This is a genomic window from Paenibacillus sp. F411 (assembly GCF_017582705.1).
Taxonomy (GTDB): domain Bacteria; phylum Bacillota; class Bacilli; order Paenibacillales; family Paenibacillaceae; genus Paenibacillus_AQ; species Paenibacillus_AQ algicola.
Genome location: NZ_JAGFIP010000001.1, coordinates 427,162 through 447,470 on the forward strand (window position 1 = coordinate 427,162; position 20,309 = coordinate 447,470).

Genomic DNA, 20,309 nt, shown 5'->3' on the forward strand with positions numbered 1-20,309 from the left:
CAATGACCACAGAACCGCAGAAATCATACCGCATTGCCGTTTACCCCGGCACGTTTGATCCCGTTACGATGGGACATATGGATATTATTACGAGAGCGTCCCGGCAATTTGACCTGCTCATCGTGGCTGTCCTGAACAACATGAGCAAGAATCCGCTGTTTACGGTGGATGAACGAAAGGATCTGCTCGCCCAGGTCACGGCTCATCTGCCCAATGTGCAGATTGACAGCTTTAGAGATCTGTTAGCCAACTATGTCCGGCAAAAGAACGCCAATGTTATTGTGCGCGGAATCCGGTCGGTGACGGATTTTGAATACGAGCTGCAGCTGGCTTCCACGAACCACAAGCTTAACCCGGATGCAGAAACGATCTTTATGATGACGAATCCGAAGTATTCTTATCTCAGCTCCAGTCTGGTGAAGGAAATTGCCCACTTTCATGGAGATACTACAGATCTGGTGTCACCTGAGGTGGATGCTGCACTCCGCCGTAAGCTTAATCCTTCCGCTGAATAAAGAAACGGGACGTGAGGCTGAAGGCAAGGACCAGGACAAGCCCAAGTACGACCTGCCAAAGAAAAAGGTCCACAAAAGAATCCCAGCCGCTGAAGCTGAGCCCGTTATGGGCATACTCCGCAGGAATGCTGCCGAACGCCGGTGCTGCCGGGGGCAGCAGTCCTTGAAGCGGCTTCCATATCAACAGCGTGATTCCGGCGGCGTAGAGCGCATGCAGCAGTCGATGCCCCGCGTAGGCCCGCCAGGAAATCGCGCGCTCCTTAACGATAGACAAGCTCTGGAGCTGGCCGCTGAGACCTCCCCAGGCTAACAGGGCAGAGAGCAGTGCTAACTGAGTGGGGGTCGTCCCGGTGAACGCATGGCTTAATGCCTGCGCGCCGGTGTACAGCTCCAGAGTCCCGGAGGTCAAGCTTCCGGGTACAATAGGGAAGTAATGCTGCAGCAGAGAGATCAGCACAGCAAAAATAATAATGTACCCGCCGGTTATCATCAGCGTCTGAACGGAGCGGCTGACCGAATCGCCGAGCAGCCTGCCCAGGCTGCGTCCGTCTCGGGCCCTGGCCTGCCCGGCTGCCTGCGCAGCCCTTAGCAGCAGAGGACTTGTATGCTGGTGGTGTGGCACGGACGGGATGTCATCGCTGCTCTGATGCTTGCGTGAGCGTGTCCACGCCGCTAGCAGTCCTCCTGACCAATGCGTTATTAGCAGCACGTAGCCAGCGGCAGGGTCCTGCAGCATGCCGGCTCCGACGACGATCAGAATGGCCATCGGGCTGCAAAAATGTGACAACGACGCAAGTCTGCCGGTCAGCTGAGGACTCAATCGGTCCTGCTGGGCCAGCGTCTGCGCCGCCTGCGCTCCGGCCGGAAAGCCGGCAGTCATGCCGGTAACGAGCACCCAGCCTGCTTGTCCCGGCAGCTTCAGCACGCGGCGCATCAACGGCTCCAGCAGTACACCTGCGCCGTGGGAAGCGCCGCTTGCCAGCATGATTTCGGTCAGCACGAGGAAGGGCAGCAGCGCCGGGAAGACGATATGCCACCACAGCTGCAACGCATGAAGCGAAGCCTCAAAAGCAGTTTCCGGTCCGCTGACAATGGCTGCAACGAGCAAGAATGCCGCCGTTCCCAGCAAGACCGTGATCCAAAGGCCGGCCTTCAGACCGCCGGCAGGGTCTTTATTCATAAGGGGTCTCCTTCCTGCGTAAACATGGCTAGTACCATTTTATGCAGGGATGACAGCCCTTTAGACCTTGTGTACAAGGACTTCAGCTGGACTACAGCTGCATCCGGGGGGAAGGAGACATCAAATGAACAGAACAAGAAATTCAAGTGGAATGAGAGTCGCCGCTTATCTGCTGCTGGTCGCTGTCATGGTGTACGTTATCGTCTACATGCCGACTCCCTACATGATCTATCAGCCGGGCAGCGCGGAGGAAATCAAGCCGATGATTTCGGTGAATGGCGGAGATTCCGAGGAGCAGGGGGCATTTATGCTGACAACGGTGTCGGCGAGCTATGCCAACATTGCGCTTCTCGCCTGGTCGGCGGTCAATCCTAACAGCGAGGTCGTACAGAAGGAGCAGAAGCTGGGTGACCAGAGTAAAGAGGAATACAGCGCGACTCAGATCTATTACATGAATACCTCACAGTCACTCGCCGTGGAGGCGGCATATACCGCTGCAGGGATTCCTTACAACATTGTGCCAGATTATATGTTTATCCGTTCCGTCCCGGACACGTATGGCAGCGAGGCTTATTTCCGTCCAGGTGACAAGCTGATGAAGGTGAACGGGACGGCTGTGTACGATCATGAGGCTTTGACCGAAATCATTCGTACACTGCAGGCCGGTGACCGCATTCAGGTACAGCTGGAGCGCAGTGGCAAGCCGCTTGAAGTGACTCTCCCGCTGGTCGAAATTACAGACAGCGCAACCGGGGAAAAAAGGCCGGGCCTCGGCGTACTCATTGCAACCATGCAGACGATCCAGCCGGATCATCCGGACCATAAGGTAGCCTTCTCGGCTACGAATATTGGAGGGCCCTCCGCGGGATTAATGTTTACGATGGAAATTTACAATCAGCTGACTCCCGGAGATTTGACCAAAGGATATGTTGCAGCCGGTACGGGGACGATAACGAAGGAGGGGACGGTGGGCCCCATTGGCGGAATTGTGCACAAGATTGTGGCTGCCGATCGTGAAGGGGCAGAGATTTTCTTCGTGCCGCGCCAAAATTTCGAGGACGCCAGGGCCCGTGCAGACCAGATCGGCACGGGCATGAAGCTGGTGCCGGTAGAGAAATTGCAGGATGCGCTGGATTATATGGAAAGCCTCCCGCTTAAAGCCGCAGCGGGGGCATAAGGTAGTCCTCGTACATCCAGGACGTGTGCGGATCAGGGTAGGCTCCGGCATAAGCTGCGGAAGCTTGTACATCGAGCTCCAGCTGAGGATGCTCCAGGTCCGAGGCCTGCATAATGACCGGAAGGGCAGCACTTTTCTTCATGGCCTTCAGCAGCTCCTGACCGCGAGAGCTGAAGCCGAGCACCCTGATATAGCCGGGTCCATAGGCAAGACGCTCCCGGCTCAGCTCCTCCTTGCTGTGCTGAAGCAAAATATGCAGCAGCATCCGCTGAAGCTTGGTTCGCGTATAGCGTTTCGTTTTCAGGGCGCTAATCAGCTCTTCAACGGACGGCTGGGGGAGGAGCGGCAGCAGTCTCTTGATCCGGTGCTCCAGGCCCTCGCTGACCTCCAGCATACGGCTAAGTCCACGAGTGCTTAAGGTTTGGAGCAGCAGAAAGAGCGGCTGTTTGAAAGCCTCCCAATCCACAGGACCCCGCCCTAGCGCGGTCTCTCTTCTCAAAATATCCAGGGTATAGCGGGGCATATACGGTGCTGCCGCTTCCAGGCCCTGCTCCCGAATGATGCGCCGGATCGAGGTGGCGCTGGCGATCGTCGGCCCGGCTGGCAGCAGATCATGGTACTGTGCGGCTTCCCGGGGAATTGTATATGCCTGAATGGGACTGTTCAGTCTCCGCAATGCCATCAAATAGTGCAGTCCTAATGTGTTGTTCGGCTTGCCCAGCAGCGAGGTGATCTCGGCGGCTTCAGCCGGAGATGAGCCTTGGGCCGCTCCGGCAGCGGCCGCATAGGCTGCAGGATAGCTGTGCCCGAGGCTCATCTGGCGGTGCAGCTCTTCCTTGAACGGGCTGTCCTCGGCAGACAGCAGCGCCGCAAGAGGGGTCAGCTCCCTCAGTGTGCCGCTCTCTGAGCCGAAGCAGAGGCTGTCTACAACACCGGTAGCGTGCAGCAGCGAAACAGCGCCGTAAGCGAACCATTCGGCAGGCTGTACCGCATAGGCAACAGGAAGCTCGATGACAAGGTCAGCTCCCATGGACAGCGCCATTTCGGTCCGCGCCCGTTTGCCGGCCAGAGCAGGCTCTCCGCGCTGCAGGAAATTCCCGCTCATGACAGCGACCGTACGCTCTGCCTGGGCGATGGCCTTGGATTTCTTATAGTGCAGGACATGTCCATTATGAAGCGGGTTGTATTCCACGATGATTCCAACGGTTTTCACGAGATCAGCTCCTTGAACAAAATATATCATAAACACATTCCGCTTTTCTCGATAATCATAGAAATGACCTGAAGCGCCGTGCTATACTCATTTTCAAACGGAAATTGCCCTGATCTTCATGCATACCCTGTTGACAAAAGGCGCAAAGAATCGGTATAATAAATTTTGTTTGTTTGGAGTGATGGATATGCTTATTCAATTTCGTAAATTGACAACCAGCGATCAACCGTTACAATTCCATCAAACCGTGGATGTCAGTCAGACGGTGAAGGGCCGGAAGGATATTATTGAGGTGAAGCCGCTTCAAGCGGATTTGGCTGCAAGATCCTCCGTTGACGGCTCGATAGTTGTAACCGGGCGCCTGCAAGGCGATTTGGTTATGCACTGCTCCAGATGCCTGGATCCGGTGAACGAACATGTAGACATCCCTTTTCATGAAGTATTCCAGCCGGTAGACAGCCTGGACAACCTCCAGGATGAAAATGATGATATCACGTATGTAGAAGGTGAGAGTGTGGATCTTGCCGACTATGTGAAGGAAGCATTGCTGCTCTATTTACCGCTGGCCCCGGTGTGCAGGAAGGACTGCAGCGGTCTTTGCCCGAAATGCGGCAGAGATTTGAATGAAGGCTCCTGCGGCTGCGACACGGAAGTGATCGACCCGAGGCTGGCCGGGCTGAAGGACTTTTTTAAATGATGATGGATTTAACATCCCGTCTTGGCGGGCTGAACGGATAAGGAGGTGGGAACATGGCAGTACCTCAACGTAGAACGTCCAAAACACGTCGTGACAAGCGTCGTACTCACTTTAAGCTGGCTGTGCCAGGCATGGTGAAATGCGAGCAGTGCGGAGAATTGAAATTGGCTCACCGCGTATGCAAAGTGTGTGGAACGTACAAAGCTAGAGAGATTATCAAACAATAGTTTTATTACAAGTAGTACTTCATCTATGGTGAGGTGCTATTTTTTTTGTCCGGTGTTCTCTTTCTTTTTAGGGGGACATCCTTTATACTTAATCTTAGTACCAGGTTCTAAATATAGCGGAATGCATGCAGCATCCGCTGAAATATACTATATGGACGGCGCTATTGCGGCAGAAGGAGGCCGAAGCACCATGGAACGTCTTCCGAAGAAGGATCGCCACCAGTCGCTGATGAGAATGATCGAGGAGAACCCTTTTGTCACCGATCGGGAGCTGACACGGCAGCTGAAGGTGAGCATTCAGACGATACGGCTTGATCGGATGGAGCTGGGGATTCCGGAGCTGCGTGAACGGATGAAGCAGATGGCCGAGCACTCCTACGACCAGGTCAAGTCCCTGTCGCTGGAGGAGGTCATCGGAGACATTGTCGATTTGCAGCTGGACAAGAGCGGGATTTCGATTTTTGAGATTCGGGAGGAGCACGTATTCAGCAGAACGAAGATTGCCCGGGGACACAATGTATTCGCTCAGGCGAACTCGCTGGCGGTGGCTGTGATTAATGATGAGATTGCCCTGACGTCCTCTGCGGATATCCGGTTTCTGAGACAGGTGCGTCTGGGGGAGAAATGTATTGCCAAGGCATACGTACGAACCCATGCTGCTCAAAAGGCGAAGGTTGAGGTGTTCACCTACGTCGGTGACGAAATGGTTTTTCAAGGGAATTTTGTCGTCTACCGTTCGGCAGCCGAGTGACACTTTTCGAAGGAGGAAACCGCAAGTGAGAATTGCAATTGATGCCATGGGAGGAGACCACGCCCCGCACAGTAATGTAGAAGGAGCGCTGGCTGCTGCCCGGGAATGGAAGGATACTGAAATTGTTCTGGTCGGTAATGAGGCGGCCTTGACGCCGCTGCTGAAAGACCGCCCTTCAAATTTGCTTGTCCAGCCTGCCAGCGAGGTGATTGAGGCGGAGGATGAGCCGGTTCGCGCCGTCCGCCGCAAGAAGGATGCCTCGATGGTCGTTGCAGGGCGGATGGTCCATGAGGGACAAGCGGATGCGATGATTTCTGCCGGCAATACAGGAGCCTTGATGACAACCGGCCTGCTGGTTGTCGGCCGGATGGAGGGCATCGAGCGCCCTGCGCTCGCACCGATGATCCCGACCGTGGACGGCAAGGGAGTGCTTGCTCTGGATCTGGGAGCCAATATGGATGCCAAGCCGGAGCATTTGCAGCAATATGCCTTGATGGGAAGCCTGTATCGGGAAAAGGTACACGGATTGTCCCGGCCGCGGGTCGGACTGCTGAACATCGGCACCGAGGCGGGAAAAGGCAATGAGCTGACCAAGCATGCGTATCCGCTGCTGGAGTCGCTTTCGATTCATTTTGTAGGCAATGTGGAATCACGGGATATTATGAATGGCGTCTGTGATGTCATTGTGTGCGATGGCTTCGCTGGCAATATTATGCTGAAATCCATCGAAGGCACAGCAGGCACGCTGTTCTCGCTGCTGAAGGAGCAGTTTGGGCAGTCGCTGAAGACTAAGCTGGCCGCTGCTCTGATGATGCCGCAATTGCGGAATCTGAAATCTATGATGGATTACAAGGAGCATGGAGGCGCACCGCTGCTCGGTTTGAAGGGGCTTGTCGTGAAGGCCCATGGATCTTCTGATGCCAATGCTATCAAGAATGCTGTCCGGCAGGCCAGGTTTGCCGTTCAGAATCATCTCGTTCAGAGTATCTCAAGTGAAATCAGCAGGAAGTGAGTGAGAGTATGAATAACCAATTACGTCCGGTTGGCATTATCGGGGCCGGTAAATACGTACCGGAGAAAGTCCTGACCAATCAGGATCTGGAGAAGATGGTCGATACGTCGGATGAGTGGATTGTGTCCCGTACCGGAATCCGCGAACGCCATATCGCTGCTCCGGAGGAGGCTACGTCAGATCTGTCTTACCATGCTGCGGTCAAAGCGCTGGAGGCTGCGGGCATGTCCGGTGAGGAGCTGGACCTGATCATTGTGGCGACCATAACGCCGGATATGTTCTTCCCTTCTACAGCTTGTCTGCTGCAGGAGCGTCTTGGCGCGAAGAAAGCTGCGGCTTTTGATCTGTCGGCAGCCTGTTCGGGCTTTGTCTATGGCCTGGCGACAGCAGTAAACTTTTTGCAGACCGGCATGTATAAGAACGCCCTCGTTATTGGCGCAGACTGCCTGTCGCGGATCACAGATTATACCGACCGGAACACCTGCGTCCTGTTCGGCGACGGCGCGGGTGCCGTTGTCCTTGGCGAGGTACCGGAGGGACGAGGCTTCAAGGCCTTTGATCTTGGAGCGGAAGGTGCCGGGGGATCTCACCTGTACCTTGAAGGCGGCGGCTCACGCGTGCCGGCTTCATTGGAAAGCATTGAGGCCAAGAAGCATTCCATCTTCATGAATGGCCGGGAAGTGTTCAAGTTTGCTGTCCGTGTGATGGGCACAGCAACGGAGAAGGTGCTGGAGAAAGCCGGCGCGTCCAAAGAGGACGTGGATCTCTTTATCCCGCATCAGGCAAACATCCGGATTATTCAGTCAGCGATGGAGCGTTTGTCATTACCACCGGAAAAAGTAGTGATCAACGTGGACAAATATGCGAATACCTCTGCCGCTTCTGTTCCGCTCGCGCTTGTTGAAGCGCTGGAGGAGGGACGGATCCAGGAAGGCGATACTGTGCTTATGGTCGGCTTCGGTGGCGGCCTGACCTGGGGAGCAGCTGTCCTGAAATGGTGATCCCCTGTCGGGGGCAGTTACACCACATATCAAGGAGAGGAGCTTATCACTTGAATAAGATTGCATTTGTATTTCCCGGGCAGGGAGCCCAATCCGTCGGAATGGCGAAGGATGTTTATGATGCCATTCCGGCTTCAAAAGCGATTGTGGACAGTGCGGACCAGGAGCTGGGATGGAGCCTCAGCTCACTCATGTTTAACGGTCCGGAGGAACAGCTGAAGCAAACCGCGAACACACAGCCGGCACTTCTTACAGCAAGCATTGCTTATCTGGAGGGACTGCGCGAGCATGGCATTGTGCCTCATTATGTGGCTGGGCACAGCCTGGGCGAATACAGTGCCCTCGTTGCGGCCGGGGTTTTGACCCTGCAGGATGCCGTCAAGGTGGTAAGAGCCCGGGGAGAATATATGGAAGCGGCTGTACCTGGGGGACAGGGAGCTATGGCTGCCGTGCTGGGTGCAGAGCGAGAAGGTCTCTCCTCTCTGTGCAGCAGCATTACGGCGGAAGGCTTTTCTGTAGAACTGGCCAACGTGAACTGCCCGGGACAGATCGTCATCTCTGGTACCGCCGAGGGCGTAGCCGCTGCATCTGCCCGAATCAAGGAAGCTGGAGCCAAGCGCGCCATCCCGCTGGAGGTCAGCGGACCGTTTCACTCCTCTATGATGAAGGAGGCGTCAGAGCGTCTGGCTGGCAAGCTGGCAGACATCACGCTAGCGGAGCCGGAAATCCCTGTCGTGGCCAATGTTACAGCGCGGCCGGCGGACAGCGCCTCTCAAATCCGCAGTCTGCTGGTTGAGCAGGTATACTCTCCTGTGCTCTGGCATGACAGCGTGGAGTGGATGATCTCGCAGGGTGTGGATACATTTATCGAGATCGGTCCGGGCAATGTGCTGAGCGGTCTGATTAAGAAGATTGACAAGAATGTCAAGCTGATAAATATTAACAGCTTGGCTAGCCTGCAGGAGCTTGAAGCGAAGGTTTAGGGATGTCGGTTGGCTTGTAGCTTTAGACAGGCTCTAGTGGTTCTGTATTTGAGAAAAGGAGGTGTTAGGATGAAACGAATGTTAGAAGGGCAAACGTCACTGGTCACCGGCGGTTCCCGTGGAATCGGCCGCAGTATTGCACTTGCGCTCGCCGAACAGGGCGTGAATGTAGCGGTAAACTATTCCGGTAACCAGGCTGCAGCGGAGCAGGTCGCCGAGGAAATTCGCGCCAAAGGCGTGGAGGCGCTCGTGCTGAAGGGCAATGTCGGCGTCAGCGGCGAAGCGGAAGAGCTTGTGAAGCAGGTGCTGTCTGCCTGGGGGAGGATAGATATCCTCGTCAACAATGCAGGCATCACGAGAGACAACCTCATCATGCGTATGAAGGAAGAGGAGTTTGATCAGGTCATTGAAACGAACCTGAAGGGGGTATTCAATTGTCTGAAGGCTGTCACTCGTCCTATGATGAAGCAGCGCTCCGGAAGAATTATCAACATCTCCTCTGTAGTAGGTGCCTTAGGGAATCCGGGGCAGTCGAACTATGTTGCAGCCAAGGCCGGTGTGATCGGTCTGACCAAGTCTGCGGCTAGGGAATTGGCTTCCCGCGGTATTACGGTCAATGCGGTAGCCCCCGGCTTTATCGATACCGATATGACGCGGGAGCTGCCGGAGGAGATGCGCCAGAAGCTGTTGAACGATATTCCGCTGGCTCGCTTGGGACAGCCGGAAGAGATCGCTTCGATCGTGGTGTTCCTGGCTTCTGCCGGTGCTTCCTACATGACGGGACAGACCCTTCATGTGGACGGCGGAATGTATATGTAATGACCCTGTCAGCTATGATGAATAGCGGGGGCTTGGACAGCCCATGAATTCACAGGGCTTCTATGGTAATTTGAAGTCATATCTCGTATAATGTCCAAAGAGGAGGTGAGCCGGATGTCCGATGTATTAGAACGCGTGAAACGCATCGTTGTCGACCGCCTGGGTGCTGACGAAGCCGACGTTACACTAGAAGCATCTTTCAAAGATGACCTTGGAGCTGATTCTCTCGACGTAGTAGAATTGGTTATGGAATTGGAAGATGAGTTTGATATGGAGATCTCTGATGAAGATGCGGAGAAAATTACAACCGTAGGTGAAGTTGTGAAGTACATACAATCTCATACCTAAGGAATCAATTGGGTCCCGTTCTTTTGGATGAAAGGCGGGACTTCTCCTCATTCTCAGACTTTTTAAAACTCCACTCATGCTTGATGCATACAGCACATGAAAGATTATTACTGCAGCCCTTCCGATTGCGGAAGTGCAGTCTATATAGAGGTGATCTGTTTTGAAACAGAGAGTAGTAATTACAGGTATGGGCGTTATGACCTCATTGGGTCAGGACCTGGATACCTTCTGGAACAGCCTGATGGAAGGGAAATCCGGTATTTCGGTGGTAGAGGCTTTTGATGTCAGCGACTATCCAACGCAGATTGCGGCGTCGGTGAAGGATTTCAACCCTGAGGATTATATGGACCGGAAGGAAGCGCGGAAGATGGACCGGTTCGTGCAGTTTGCGGTAGCTGCCGGCTCCAAGGCGCTGGAGGACAGCGGCATTGTGATCGGCGAGAATGCAGAAGCGGAGCGCGTAGGCGTGTCGATCGGCTCCGGCATTGGCGGCCTGGGCACCTGGGAGGATCAGCATAATGTCCTGCTGGAGAAGGGTCCGAAGCGGGTTAGCCCGTTCTTTATCCCGATGATGATCGCTAATATGGCGTCCGGCCAGATGTCAATCAACCTGGGTGCCAAGGGGCCGAATACGACGCAGGTCACGGCCTGCGCTACAGGCACGCACTCGATCGGGGACTCTATGCGTATGATCCAGCGGGGAGACGCAGATGTCATGGTGTGCGGCGGTGCTGAAGCGACGATCCGTCCTACCGGCATGGCAGGCTTCTGCTCCATGAGAGCGATGTCGACACGCAATGAGGAGCCGGAGAAAGCCAGCCGACCGTTTGATACGGGCCGTGACGGCTTTGTTATGGGCGAAGGAGCCGGTGTGCTGATTCTGGAATCGCTGGAGCATGCGGAGAAGCGCGGCGCCAAGATTTATGCAGAAGTGATTGGCTATGGCTTGAGCGCTGATGCTCACCATATCACGGAGCCTAATCCGGAAGGTGCGGCACGCTGTATGAACATGGCGATCCGTGACGCAGGCATTGCGCCAGAGCAGGTGGATTACATCAATGCACACGGAACGTCTACGCCGGTCGGTGACCGCTCGGAAACGCTGGCGGTTAAGAAGGCGTTCGGTGATCATGCGTACAAGCTGGCGGTCAGCTCTACGAAGTCCATGACCGGGCATCTGCTGGGCGCAGCCGGCGGCGTGGAAGCGGTCATTTGTGCACTGAGCCTGACTCATCAGACCATTGCGCCGACGATCAATCTGGAGGATCAGGATCTGGAATGTGATCTGGATTATGTTCCAAACCATCCAAGACCAAGCGACCTGGACGTAGTCATGTCCAACTCCTTTGGATTCGGGGGCCATAACGCCACCATTATTCTTAAAAAATTCAGTAAGTAAGGGGACAGTGCGTTGAGTGGAGATCTGAAGCAGTTACAGCATAAACTCCAGATCCGGTTTCGTAACGGCACGCTGCTGAAGCAAGCCTTTACCCACGCCTCGTATGTCAATGAACACCGGTTCACCCAGAATCAGGACAATGAACGGCTTGAATTTCTGGGTGATGCCGTGCTTGAGCTCACGGTCAGTGAATTTTTGTACAATCAGTATCCGGATCGGCCGGAGGGCGAATTAACCAAGCTGAGGGCGGCTATTGTATGTGAGCCTTCGCTGGTCAAATTTGCCGAGAAGCTGGATTTCGGCCGTTACGTACTGCTGGGCAAAGGCGAGGAAATGACGGGCGGCAGAACCCGCCCGGCTCTGCTCGCGGATGTGTTTGAATCCTTTGTGGGAGCGCTCTATCTGGATCAGGGCCTGGAAGCCGTCAGTGTTTTTTTGAATGATCATGTATTTCCTTCCATAACGCTAAACGGACGCCCGCAGATGAGCGATTACAAGACCGAGCTGCAGGAATTGACACAGCATCACGGCATGGGAACACTGGAATACCGGATTGTAGAGGAGCGGGGACCTGCGCATGAGCGGGAGTTTGTCTCTGAGGTACACATGGGAAGCGAATGTCTTGGACGAGGCAGCGGACGCTCCAAGAAGGAAGCAGAGCAGCAGGCTGCAGCGGTCGCGTTAAAGCGCATCCGAGCCACTGAGGCCTAGCAGCGGTCCTTGCGGACAAACAAAGAGCAAAGAGCAGTCGCGCGAATCATTGGTAAGAGAGAGGCGACGACTGTTTTTTGCTCTTTTTCGTTGTCTGGGAACAAGCAAAGACAGGGGATCGCAGGTGAAGAAAGATCGGGGTATGGTACAATAACGTTTGAGGTGATAGGGAAGATATGTTCTTGAAAAGAATCGAGTTAGCGGGCTTTAAATCGTTTGCCGATAAGACGGAGATGGATTTTGTCCGGGGCATTACCGCGGTCGTTGGACCGAACGGCAGCGGTAAAAGCAATATATCCGACGGGATTCGCTGGGTTCTCGGAGAACAGAGTGCGAAATCGCTTCGGGGCGGAAAGATGGAGGACATCATTTTTGCCGGAAGTGATGCTCGTAAAGCGGTCAATTATGGGGAGGTATCTTTAACCCTGGATAATGCTGACCATGTGCTTCCGCTCGACTTCAGCGAGGTGACAGTGACCCGGCGGGTCCACCGCAGCGGCGATAGTGAATATCTGATTAATCGCCAGCCCTGCCGGCTGAAGGATATTACCGAGCTGTTTATGGATACGGGAATTGGCAAGGAAGCGTATTCCATCATTGGTCAGGGCCGGATTGAAGAGATTTTAAGCACCCGCTCGGAGGATCGCAGAGGGATTTTTGAAGAAGCCTCGGGCATTGTCAAATATAAATCACGCAAGAAGGAATCGGTGCGCAAGCTGGATGAAACCGAGCAGAACCTGCTTCGAATTCATGACCTCGTGACCGAGCTGGAGGATCAGATTGGTCCGCTGAAGGAACAGTCCGCGAAGGCTATGCGATACAAAGAGCTGAAGGAACAGCTCAAATATAAAGAGATTTCTCTGTATGTGTACCAGATCGAACAGATTCATACCGCCTGGAGCGAGGCAGGAGAGAAGCTGGAGCAGCTGAAGCAGGAGCAGCTGTCTCTGTCAACGGTTGTCTCGGCCCATGATGCGAAGCTGGAGAGCGACCGTCTGGCCTTAAAGCAGCTGGAGGAGGAGGTCGAAGGCATTCAATCCCAGCTGCTCCAGTTCAGTCAATCCTATGAGAAGAGCGAAGGCTATGCAGAGGTGCTGAAGGAACGGCGCAGGAATCTCGAGCGTACTAAGGAGCAGCTCACTAGCAGTGTGGATCAAGGAGACTCCCGCCTCAGTGAGCGTCAGGCCGAGCTGGTGTGCATGGAGGAGAAGCTGAAGTCGCTGCACCAGGAGCTTTCCCAGCTTCGGGACAGCCTCTCTGCCGAGGAAGCCAAGCTCGTGGGGGTTAACGGAGGTATCAGTCAGCAGCAGGAGGAGAGCCTGAAGGGCAGCCTGCTGGAGCTGATGAACCAAATGGCACAGGCTCGCAATGAAATCCGGTACGCAGATCAGCGAATGGAAGCGCTGGAGAAGCGAATGAGCCGGGCGCAGGAGGAATCCGGAAAATGGGATGAGCAGAAGGAACAGCTGCTTCAGCGCAAAGAACACATTGAGCGCAGCATCGAGCGCTGTGCGAAGGAGATTGCGGAGCTTCGGGGCGGCTACATATCGGAGAGCGAGAGATACCACTCGCTGCAGAAGCTGCTGGACGAAAGTCAGCAGGCGCTCCGTAAATGGGAGCAGAAGCGGGAGGCCCAAATCGCAAGACGCGATACTATGCAGGAGATGCAGGATGACTTTGACGGGTTTATGCTCGGCGTCAAGGAGGTTCTCAAGGCCGCGCGCAAGTCGGCACTATTGGGTGTTCATGGGGCAGTTGCGGAGCTGATCACAGTACCGGAGAAGCTGGAGCTTGCCATGGAAACAGCACTGGGAGCTTCCGTACAGCATATCGTCATGGAAAATGAAGCCGTGTCGCGCCAGGCGATCCAGTTTCTAAAGCAGCGTCAGCTGGGGCGGGCCACCTTCCTTCCTTTGGACGTCATCCGTCCAAGGCAGGTATCCTCTCAGGACCGGTCGCTGGCTGAAGGTGAGCAGGGCTTCGTAGGCTTTGGCTCAGAGCTTGTAAAGTTTGACCCCGCATATAGCAGCATTGTTGGCAGCCTGCTGGGCAATGTGGTCATTGCTGAAACGCTGGAGCAGGCGAACAAGATTGCCGCCAGGTTTCATTACAGATACCGGGTGGTTACCCTGGAGGGAGATGTGGTCAATGCCGGGGGCTCCATGACCGGGGGCAGTCACCACAAGAAAAGCAATAATTTGCTGGGTCGTAAACGCCAGCTGGATAGTCTGGACCAGGAAATCCAGGAGTCAGAGGCTCAGCTGTCCAAGCTTCGCCAAGGCATTGACAAGGTGCGGCGGCAGATGACTGAGGCTCAGGAGAAACTCGACCAGCTGCGTCGTGACGGAGATGAGCGGCGTCTGGAAGAGCAGCAGGCTGCAAGTGACCGAAAGCAGCTGGAGCATGAGCTGCGCCATGTTCTGGAGCAGGCTGAGCTCGCGGGCCAGGAGAAGAGCGGCCAGGAGCAGGAAGCGAAGGAGATCGGAGACGGCCGGGAGCGGGCAGTCAAGCTGCTGGCTGAGCTGGAGGAGAAAGAAAAACAGACGCACCAGGCGATCCAGGCAGCGGCGTTCGCCCGCAAAGCGAATGAATCCGCCAAGGAGGAGCTGCAGGGCAGTCTGACTTCTATGAAGGTTCGCGAGGGCAAGCTCGACCAGGAAATCTTCTCACTGGAGGAGAGCTTCAAGCGCCTGAGGTCCGATGTCAGCAACCATGGCCGGGAGCATCGCCAAAACCGGGAAATGCTAACCTCTGTAACCGCTGAGCTGGAGCAAAATGCGCTAGAAAGTGTGAAGCAAACCGAGAATCTGAACCACTACCGCTTGAAGAAGGAAGAAGCGGCAGAGCAGCTGGAGTTTAAGCGGGCTTCAAGGGCGCAGCTGAGCCAGAAGCTGGAGCTGGCCGAGAATGAGACCCGGGAGCAGCGCAATCAGCTGAAGTTTGTAGAGGACCAGCTGAGACAGACGGAAATCGGTGTAAACCGGCTGGATGTGGAGCTGGAGAACATTTTGAAAAAGCTGAGTGATGATTATGAGCTCAGCTATGAGCTGGCGAAGCAGCGTTATGCGGTGCCGGAGGATGTTCCCGCTGTTCAGCTGGAGGTACGGGAGCTGAAGCGGGACATTTCCTCGCTGGGCGAAGTCAATCTCGGTGCGATCGAGGAATACCAGCGGGTGAATGAACGTTATCAGTTCCTGCATGAACAGAAGGAGGATCTCATTGAGGCCAAGACTACGCTCTATCAGGTCATCAAGGAAATGGATGATGAGATGTCCCGGCGCTTCAAAACGACATTCGATGCGATTCGCAAGGAATTCGTCACGGTCTTCGCGAAGCTGTTCGGCGGCGGGCGAGCTGATCTCATTCTGATGGACCCGGAGCGGATGCTGGAAACCGGCATCGACATTGTGGCCCAGCCACCCGGCAAGAAGCTGCAGAACCTTCAGCTGCTCTCCGGCGGTGAGCGGGCTTTGACAGCCATGGCGCTTCTGTTCTCGATCCTCCAGGTCAAGCCGGTGCCATTTTGCGTACTGGATGAGGTGGAAGCAGCGCTGGATGAGGCGAATGTGGTCCGCTTTGCGCGTTATCTCCGTGAATTCTCGGAGCAAACTCAATTTATCGTAGTTACGCACCGCAAGGGAACGATGGAGGAGGCGGACGTGCTGTACGGTGTCACGATGGAGGAGGGCGGCGTTTCGAAGCTCGTCTCCGTCAAGCTGGAAAATGAAGAAGCAGTGATTGCTTGACCTGGACAAACAAAAGTACAAATTTTAGGTTGAAGGAGCTGGAACTGTCTGTCTTTGATGTGTTCAGGGCGGTCAGCGGCTTTCACGTAACTTACAGACACGGAGGGAAACCATGAGCTTTTTCAAAAAACTGAAAGAAAGCATCTCCAGCAAAACGGAAAGCGTCACGAAGCAGTTCCGCGACGGCCTGGAGAAAACCCGTAAAGGACTGGTCGAGAAGGTATCTGACCTCGTCATTCGCCGCAAAAAAATAGATGAGGAATTTTACGAGGAGCTGGAAGAAATCCTCATTGGTGCTGACGTTGGCGTCTCAACTGTCATGGAGCTGATGGATGAACTGCGGGCCGAGGTGAAGAAACGCCGCATTGAGGACGCTGCTGATCTGCAGCCGGTGCTGTCCGAGAAATTAATGGGGCTGCTGCGCGGCGACGACAATAACGAGCTGCGGATGAATCCGGATGGAATTACGGTCATCCTGTTCGTCGGCGTCAACGGTGTCGGCAAGACGACAACCATCGGCAAGCTGGCCCACCGCTTCAAGCAGGAGGGCAAGAGGGTCGTACTCGCCGCAGGGGATACCTTCCGCGCAGGTGCCATTGAGCAGCTGGAGGTGTGGGGCCAGCGTGTCGGCGTTGAGGTGATCAAGCAGCAGGCGGGGTCTGATCCCGCGGCGGTCATGTATGATGCCGTGCAGGCTGCCAAGCAGCGCAAAGCGGACGTGCTGCTCTGCGACACTGCCGGCCGGCTGCAGAACAAGAGCAATCTGATGGATGAGCTGAACAAAATCTTCCGGGTCATTCAGCGTGAAATTCCGAGTGCTCCTCATGAAGTGCTGATGGTGCTGGACGCTACTACGGGCCAGAACGCGCTGAGTCAAGCGAAGCTGTTCGGAGAGAAGAGCGGTGTGACCGGACTCGTGCTGACGAAGCTGGACGGGACAGCGAAGGGCGGTATTGTCGTCGCAATCCGCCAGGAGCTGAACCTGCCGGTGAAGCTGGTCGGTCTCGGTGAGAAGGCCGATGATCTCCAGACCTTTGACTCGGAGCAATTCGTACATGCCCTGTTTGCAGGCTTGATCAAGGAAGAAGCACAGGATGAGCCAATCTAGCGTATTCCTGCAAGAAGCTGCAGTCATCAGAGGATCGTCCGCCGGGCAGCTTGCTGGAAAGTGACCGGGGAACCCCTTATAATGAAACCATCGAGCTTTGATGAAAGGACTGTAGATATGGCGAATACGCATACTTATCCCCGCCGTGAAGAAATTGCGAACGCGATTACTCACGGGATCGGGGCCGCGCTCAGTGTAGCTGCCCTGGTGCTGCTGATTGTGTTTTCCAGCCTGAAGGGAAATGCCTGGCATGTCGTCAGCTTCACGATTTACGGCACTACGATGCTGCTGCTGTACATGAATTCAACGCTGGTGCACAGCTTCAAGGAAGGAAAGGCGAAGGATATCTTCGAGTTTCTGGATCATTCCTCCATCTATTTGTTTATTGCCGGAACCTACACGCCCTTCCTGCTGGTTGCCATCCGTGGACCGCTGGGCTGGAGCCTGTTCGGCATTATTTGGGGAATTGCGCTGTTCGGCTGCATTTTCAAAGCCTTTTTCGTCAAAAAGTTTCTGTTCATGTCCACTGTATTTTACGTCGCAATGGGCTGGCTTATTGTTATAGCCTGGGCTCCGCTGAATGCGGTTGTGGCGCAGCAGGGCATGAACCTGCTCGTGGGCGGCGGCGTGCTGTATACGCTGGGGACAATCTTTTATGTATGGAGAGGCTTTCCGTTTCACCACGCGATCTGGCATTTGTTTGTCCTGGCCGGGAGCGTGCTGCATTTCTTTGCCGTACTGCTTTATCTGCTGCCGATTTCCTAATGCCGATGCCTGAAAAAAAACCAAGAGGATGACAAGGAACTTTGCTTGACATCCTTCTTGGTTTTTTGTATGATAAGGTTCGTCAAGTGAACTGTAAAGTATTTACCCTTGACGAGGGGGTGCTTTTACATGAGTCAGCCGACTCGGCTCGAGAAGACGAACCGGATTAATTTGCTCTTTGATTTCTATGAGCCACTGCTCACAGAGAAGCAGCAGATGTTTCTGAAGCATTACTTTCATGAAGACTTTTCCCTTGGCGAAATCGCCGCTGAATTTCAGATCAGCCGACAGGCTGTGTATGAGCATATCAAGCGTGCGGAGCAGGCGCTGGAGGTTTATGAAGACAAGCTGGGACTGCTGAGCAAGCATGAGTCCCGGACCAGAGCCATGGATCAGTTAAAGCGAACCTTAGAACAGAGTTCCCTCAATGACAGCGACAAGCAGGCTGCCAGAGAATGGATGAACGAATTGATGATATAATAGCAGCGTATCCCATCAAGAAAGGATGGAGGTGGAATTATGGCATTTGAAGGCTTGAGCAGCCGGCTGCAGAATGTGTTCAGCAAGCTGCGCGGCAAAGGCAAGGTTTCGGAGGAGGATGTGACCGAGGCTATGCGTGAGGTGCGCCTGGCTCTTCTGGAGGCAGACGTAAACTTCAAGGTCGTCAAGGAGTTTGTGGCGAAGGTGAAGGAGAAGGCTGTCGGCAAAGAGGTGATGGACAGCTTCACCCCGGGCATGGTTATTATCGACATCGTGAACAAGGAGCTCACGGAGCTGATGGGCGGAACTCAGTCCAAGCTCGCGAAGAGCAGCAAGCCGCCGACCGTCATTATGATGGCTGGTTTGCAGGGCGCGGGGAAGACGACGACAACCGGGAAGCTGGCCAAGCTCCTTCAGAAGCAGAACAGCCGGCCGCTGCTGGTAGCAGCAGATATTTATCGTCCGGCCGCCATTAAACAGCTCCAGGTTCTGGGGGAGCAGATTAAAGCGCCGGTGTTCTCGCTCGGAGACCAGACCAGTCCGGTAGAGATTGCCAGACAGGGTCTGCAGCACGCCAAGGATAATCATCATGATTATGTCATTATCGATACTGCAGGCCGACTGCATATTGACGCAGATCTGATGGAAGAGCTGAAGCAGATTCACAGTGAAGTGAAGCCGGATGAGGTGCTTCTCGTTGTGGATGCCATGACAGGTCAGGACGCGGTTAACGTGGCTGAGAGCTTTAACGCTCAGCTGACCTTGACTGGTGTCGTTCTGACGAAGCTGGACGGAGATACCCGCGGCGGCGCGGCGTTGTCTGTCAAGGCTGTGACCGGATGTCCGATCAAATTCGCCGCATTGGGCGAGAAGATCGATGCCTTGGAGCCGTTCCATCCGGAGCGGATGGCTTCGCGGATTCTGGGTATGGGCGATATGCTGTCTCTCATTGAGAAGGCACAGTCGAACATTGATACCGAGAAGGCCAAGGAAATGGAACGTAAGATGCGCAATGCGGAATTTACCTTTGAGGATTTCCTGGAGCAGATGGATCAGGTGAAGAAGCTCGGTCCACTGGATCAGCTGATGGACATGATTCCGGGCATGGGCAAGATGAAGCAGACTAAGGATTTGAAGGTGGATGAGAAGCAGATGGGCCGCATTGAGGCGATCGTGCACTCCATGACCACAGAAGAAAAGCAGCAGCCGGACATTATTAACCACAATCGCCGCAAGCGGATCGCGGCCGGCAGCGGCACTTCGCTGGCGGAGGTCAACCGCTTGATCAAGCAGTTCGATGAAATGCGCCGTGTGATGAAGCAGTTTTCGGATATGATGGGCCCTAAGGGCGGCAAGAACAAGGCGATGAAGCAATTGAAGAGCTTGACAGGTGGTAAAGGCATGAAGTTCCCGTTCCGTTGATTCTGGCGTGACAGGAGGATATTTTTTGAAGGAGGTGAATGTTCAAAATGGCAGTACGTATTCGTCTGAAACGTATGGGTGCTCACAAGGCCCCTTTCTACCGCGTGGTGGTATCGGATTCCCGTTCCCCGCGTGACGGCCGCTTTATCGAGGAAATCGGCTACTACAATCCGGTTGCTCAACCGGCTGAAGTAAAGATTGATGAGGAAAAAGCGCTGAAATGGCTTCAAAACGGTGCGCAAGCATCGGATACCGTTCGCAACCTGCTCAGCAAAGCAGGCGTAATGAAAGCATTCCATGAATCCAAGAACCAGAAATAAGTTGGATCGTGAGGGTTATCTATGGAAGAATTAGTTCGCGTTATTGCTAAGGCTTTGGTGGATCATCCGGAAGATGTAGCCGTCACGGCGGTGGACAAAGGCAATCTGGTCGTTTATGAGCTGAGTGTGCATCCTGACGATGTCGGGAAGGTCATCGGCAAGCAAGGCCGGATCGCCAAGTCCCTCCGAACGGTGGTTGCATCGGCAGCCGTGAAAATAGACAAGCGGGTTACCGTGGACATTATCTCTTGATTGCCGGTCACAGTCAGGCTTCTAAGAATATCATCTCGGCAGTCAAGTGGTTTTTGCGGTCTAAGCGTTCTTTCTACAAGAGATACATGGGCATTTTCTTAAAAATATACGAAAGGGGGTTAGGATGCATGTCCTAGCCCCTTTTCGTACATGCTGAAGAAATCATAATAATATCAGAATGAT

The 20,309-nt window shown here is 54.4% G+C and carries 21 protein-coding genes; 19 read left to right on the plus strand and 2 right to left on the minus strand.

The annotated features are described in order from the left end of the window. Positions 1 to 2: 2 nt before the first annotated feature. A complete protein-coding gene (gene coaD / locus JJQ72_RS01880; protein ID WP_138226169.1) occupies positions 3 to 515 on the plus strand; it encodes a pantetheine-phosphate adenylyltransferase in 513 nt (170 codons plus the stop codon). Here coaD and JJQ72_RS01885 read toward each other — a convergent pair. Further along, positions 496 to 1,695, minus strand: coding sequence for a nucleoside recognition domain-containing protein (locus JJQ72_RS01885; RefSeq protein WP_208202545.1), 1,200 nt, complete (start codon positions 1,693 to 1,695; stop codon positions 496 to 498). The genes coaD and JJQ72_RS01885 overlap by 20 nt on opposite strands. A 124-nt stretch (positions 1,696 to 1,819) precedes the next feature. Here JJQ72_RS01885 and JJQ72_RS01890 point away from each other — a divergent pair, with 124 nt between their 5' ends. Continuing rightward, the gene (locus tag JJQ72_RS01890; RefSeq protein WP_208202546.1) at positions 1,820 to 2,872 is read left to right on the plus strand and encodes a SepM family pheromone-processing serine protease; all 1,053 of its coding nucleotides are present in this window, start codon (positions 1,820 to 1,822) and stop codon (positions 2,870 to 2,872) included. Here the strand turns inward: JJQ72_RS01890 and JJQ72_RS01895 are convergent. Next, positions 2,850 to 4,085, minus strand: coding sequence for a nucleotidyltransferase (locus tag JJQ72_RS01895; RefSeq protein ID WP_208202547.1), 1,236 nt, complete (start codon positions 4,083 to 4,085; stop codon positions 2,850 to 2,852). The two genes, JJQ72_RS01890 and JJQ72_RS01895, sit on opposite strands and share 23 nt — an antisense overlap. Before the next feature lie 187 nt (positions 4,086 to 4,272). On the opposite strand from JJQ72_RS01895, the gene JJQ72_RS01900 reads away from it, so the two are divergent. The 17 genes from JJQ72_RS01900 (at position 4,273) to JJQ72_RS01980 (ending at position 20,126) form a co-directional block, all read left to right on the plus strand. Further along, the gene (locus JJQ72_RS01900; protein ID WP_138226165.1) at positions 4,273 to 4,782 is read left to right on the plus strand and encodes a YceD family protein; all 510 of its coding nucleotides are present in this window, start codon (positions 4,273 to 4,275) and stop codon (positions 4,780 to 4,782) included. Between the two features lie 53 nt (positions 4,783 to 4,835). After that, positions 4,836 to 5,009, plus strand: coding sequence for a 50S ribosomal protein L32 (rpmF, locus tag JJQ72_RS01905; protein ID WP_006211382.1), 174 nt, complete (start codon positions 4,836 to 4,838; stop codon positions 5,007 to 5,009). A 190-nt stretch (positions 5,010 to 5,199) separates the two neighbouring features. Then, a complete protein-coding gene (fapR, locus tag JJQ72_RS01910) occupies positions 5,200 to 5,760 on the plus strand; it encodes a transcription factor FapR (RefSeq protein ID WP_208202548.1) in 561 nt (186 codons plus the stop codon). A gap of 25 nt (positions 5,761 to 5,785) precedes the next feature. Further along, on the plus strand, positions 5,786 to 6,772 hold the full coding sequence (gene plsX / locus JJQ72_RS01915) for a phosphate acyltransferase PlsX (protein ID WP_138226163.1): 987 nt from the start codon (positions 5,786 to 5,788) through the stop codon (positions 6,770 to 6,772). 8 nt (positions 6,773 to 6,780) lie between these two features. Then, a complete protein-coding gene (locus JJQ72_RS01920; protein WP_138226162.1) occupies positions 6,781 to 7,773 on the plus strand; it encodes a beta-ketoacyl-ACP synthase III in 993 nt (330 codons plus the stop codon). 50 nt (positions 7,774 to 7,823) lie between these two features. Next, complete coding sequence (gene fabD, locus JJQ72_RS01925; protein ID WP_208202549.1) at positions 7,824 to 8,756, plus strand: ACP S-malonyltransferase; 933 nt, start codon at positions 7,824 to 7,826, stop codon at positions 8,754 to 8,756. Positions 8,757 to 8,825: 69 nt separating this feature from the next. After that, the gene (gene fabG / locus JJQ72_RS01930) at positions 8,826 to 9,575 is read left to right on the plus strand and encodes a 3-oxoacyl-[acyl-carrier-protein] reductase (protein WP_138226160.1); all 750 of its coding nucleotides are present in this window, start codon (positions 8,826 to 8,828) and stop codon (positions 9,573 to 9,575) included. Between the two features lie 114 nt (positions 9,576 to 9,689). Continuing rightward, positions 9,690 to 9,923, plus strand: coding sequence for an acyl carrier protein (gene acpP / locus JJQ72_RS01935; RefSeq protein WP_046677908.1), 234 nt, complete (start codon positions 9,690 to 9,692; stop codon positions 9,921 to 9,923). A gap of 160 nt (positions 9,924 to 10,083) precedes the next feature. Then, positions 10,084 to 11,322, plus strand: coding sequence for a beta-ketoacyl-ACP synthase II (fabF, locus tag JJQ72_RS01940; protein ID WP_208202550.1), 1,239 nt, complete (start codon positions 10,084 to 10,086; stop codon positions 11,320 to 11,322). A 12-nt stretch (positions 11,323 to 11,334) separates the two neighbouring features. Continuing rightward, positions 11,335 to 12,033, plus strand: a complete 699-nt coding sequence (gene rnc / locus JJQ72_RS01945) for a ribonuclease III (RefSeq protein WP_138226158.1) — start codon at positions 11,335 to 11,337, stop codon at positions 12,031 to 12,033. A gap of 176 nt (positions 12,034 to 12,209) precedes the next feature. Continuing rightward, positions 12,210 to 15,779, plus strand: a complete 3,570-nt coding sequence (gene smc / locus JJQ72_RS01950) for a chromosome segregation protein SMC (RefSeq protein WP_208202551.1) — start codon at positions 12,210 to 12,212, stop codon at positions 15,777 to 15,779. A 112-nt stretch (positions 15,780 to 15,891) separates the two neighbouring features. Next, the gene (ftsY, locus tag JJQ72_RS01955) at positions 15,892 to 16,887 is read left to right on the plus strand and encodes a signal recognition particle-docking protein FtsY (protein WP_138226156.1); all 996 of its coding nucleotides are present in this window, start codon (positions 15,892 to 15,894) and stop codon (positions 16,885 to 16,887) included. Between the two features lie 117 nt (positions 16,888 to 17,004). Continuing rightward, positions 17,005 to 17,652 carry a PAQR family membrane homeostasis protein TrhA gene (gene trhA / locus JJQ72_RS01960; RefSeq protein WP_138227789.1) on the plus strand — a complete coding sequence of 216 codons (648 nt, stop codon included), beginning with the start codon at positions 17,005 to 17,007 and terminating at the stop codon, positions 17,650 to 17,652. 129 nt (positions 17,653 to 17,781) lie between these two features. After that, positions 17,782 to 18,132, plus strand: a complete 351-nt coding sequence (gene ylxM, locus JJQ72_RS01965; protein WP_138226155.1) for a YlxM family DNA-binding protein — start codon at positions 17,782 to 17,784, stop codon at positions 18,130 to 18,132. A gap of 39 nt (positions 18,133 to 18,171) precedes the next feature. Beyond that, entirely contained in the window at positions 18,172 to 19,554 is a 1,383-nt protein-coding gene (gene ffh / locus JJQ72_RS01970; RefSeq protein ID WP_208202552.1) for a signal recognition particle protein, read from the plus strand. A gap of 47 nt (positions 19,555 to 19,601) precedes the next feature. Next, a complete protein-coding gene (gene rpsP, locus JJQ72_RS01975) occupies positions 19,602 to 19,874 on the plus strand; it encodes a 30S ribosomal protein S16 (protein WP_138226153.1) in 273 nt (90 codons plus the stop codon). Positions 19,875 to 19,895: 21 nt separating this feature from the next. Beyond that, complete coding sequence (locus tag JJQ72_RS01980) at positions 19,896 to 20,126, plus strand: KH domain-containing protein (protein WP_138226152.1); 231 nt, start codon at positions 19,896 to 19,898, stop codon at positions 20,124 to 20,126. The last annotated feature ends 183 nt before the right edge of the window (positions 20,127 to 20,309 follow it).

Coding starts and splice junctions, on each gene's coding strand:
- coaD (WP_138226169.1), top strand. CDS start 3: ATGACCACAGAACCGCAGAAATCATACCGCATTGCCGTTTACCCCGGC.
- JJQ72_RS01885 (WP_208202545.1), bottom strand. CDS start 1,695: ATGAATAAAGACCCTGCCGGCGGTCTGAAGGCCGGCCTTTGGATCACG.
- JJQ72_RS01890 (WP_208202546.1), top strand. CDS start 1,820: ATGAACAGAACAAGAAATTCAAGTGGAATGAGAGTCGCCGCTTATCTG.
- JJQ72_RS01900 (WP_138226165.1), top strand. CDS start 4,273: ATGCTTATTCAATTTCGTAAATTGACAACCAGCGATCAACCGTTACAA.
- rpmF (WP_006211382.1), top strand. CDS start 4,836: ATGGCAGTACCTCAACGTAGAACGTCCAAAACACGTCGTGACAAGCGT.
- fapR (WP_208202548.1), top strand. CDS start 5,200: ATGGAACGTCTTCCGAAGAAGGATCGCCACCAGTCGCTGATGAGAATG.
- JJQ72_RS01920 (WP_138226162.1), top strand. CDS start 6,781: ATGAATAACCAATTACGTCCGGTTGGCATTATCGGGGCCGGTAAATAC.
- fabG (WP_138226160.1), top strand. CDS start 8,826: ATGAAACGAATGTTAGAAGGGCAAACGTCACTGGTCACCGGCGGTTCC.
- acpP (WP_046677908.1), top strand. CDS start 9,690: ATGTCCGATGTATTAGAACGCGTGAAACGCATCGTTGTCGACCGCCTG.
- smc (WP_208202551.1), top strand. CDS start 12,210: ATGTTCTTGAAAAGAATCGAGTTAGCGGGCTTTAAATCGTTTGCCGAT.
- ftsY (WP_138226156.1), top strand. CDS start 15,892: ATGAGCTTTTTCAAAAAACTGAAAGAAAGCATCTCCAGCAAAACGGAA.
- trhA (WP_138227789.1), top strand. CDS start 17,005: ATGGCGAATACGCATACTTATCCCCGCCGTGAAGAAATTGCGAACGCG.
- ylxM (WP_138226155.1), top strand. CDS start 17,782: ATGAGTCAGCCGACTCGGCTCGAGAAGACGAACCGGATTAATTTGCTC.
- ffh (WP_208202552.1), top strand. CDS start 18,172: ATGGCATTTGAAGGCTTGAGCAGCCGGCTGCAGAATGTGTTCAGCAAG.
- rpsP (WP_138226153.1), top strand. CDS start 19,602: ATGGCAGTACGTATTCGTCTGAAACGTATGGGTGCTCACAAGGCCCCT.
- JJQ72_RS01980 (WP_138226152.1), top strand. CDS start 19,896: ATGGAAGAATTAGTTCGCGTTATTGCTAAGGCTTTGGTGGATCATCCG.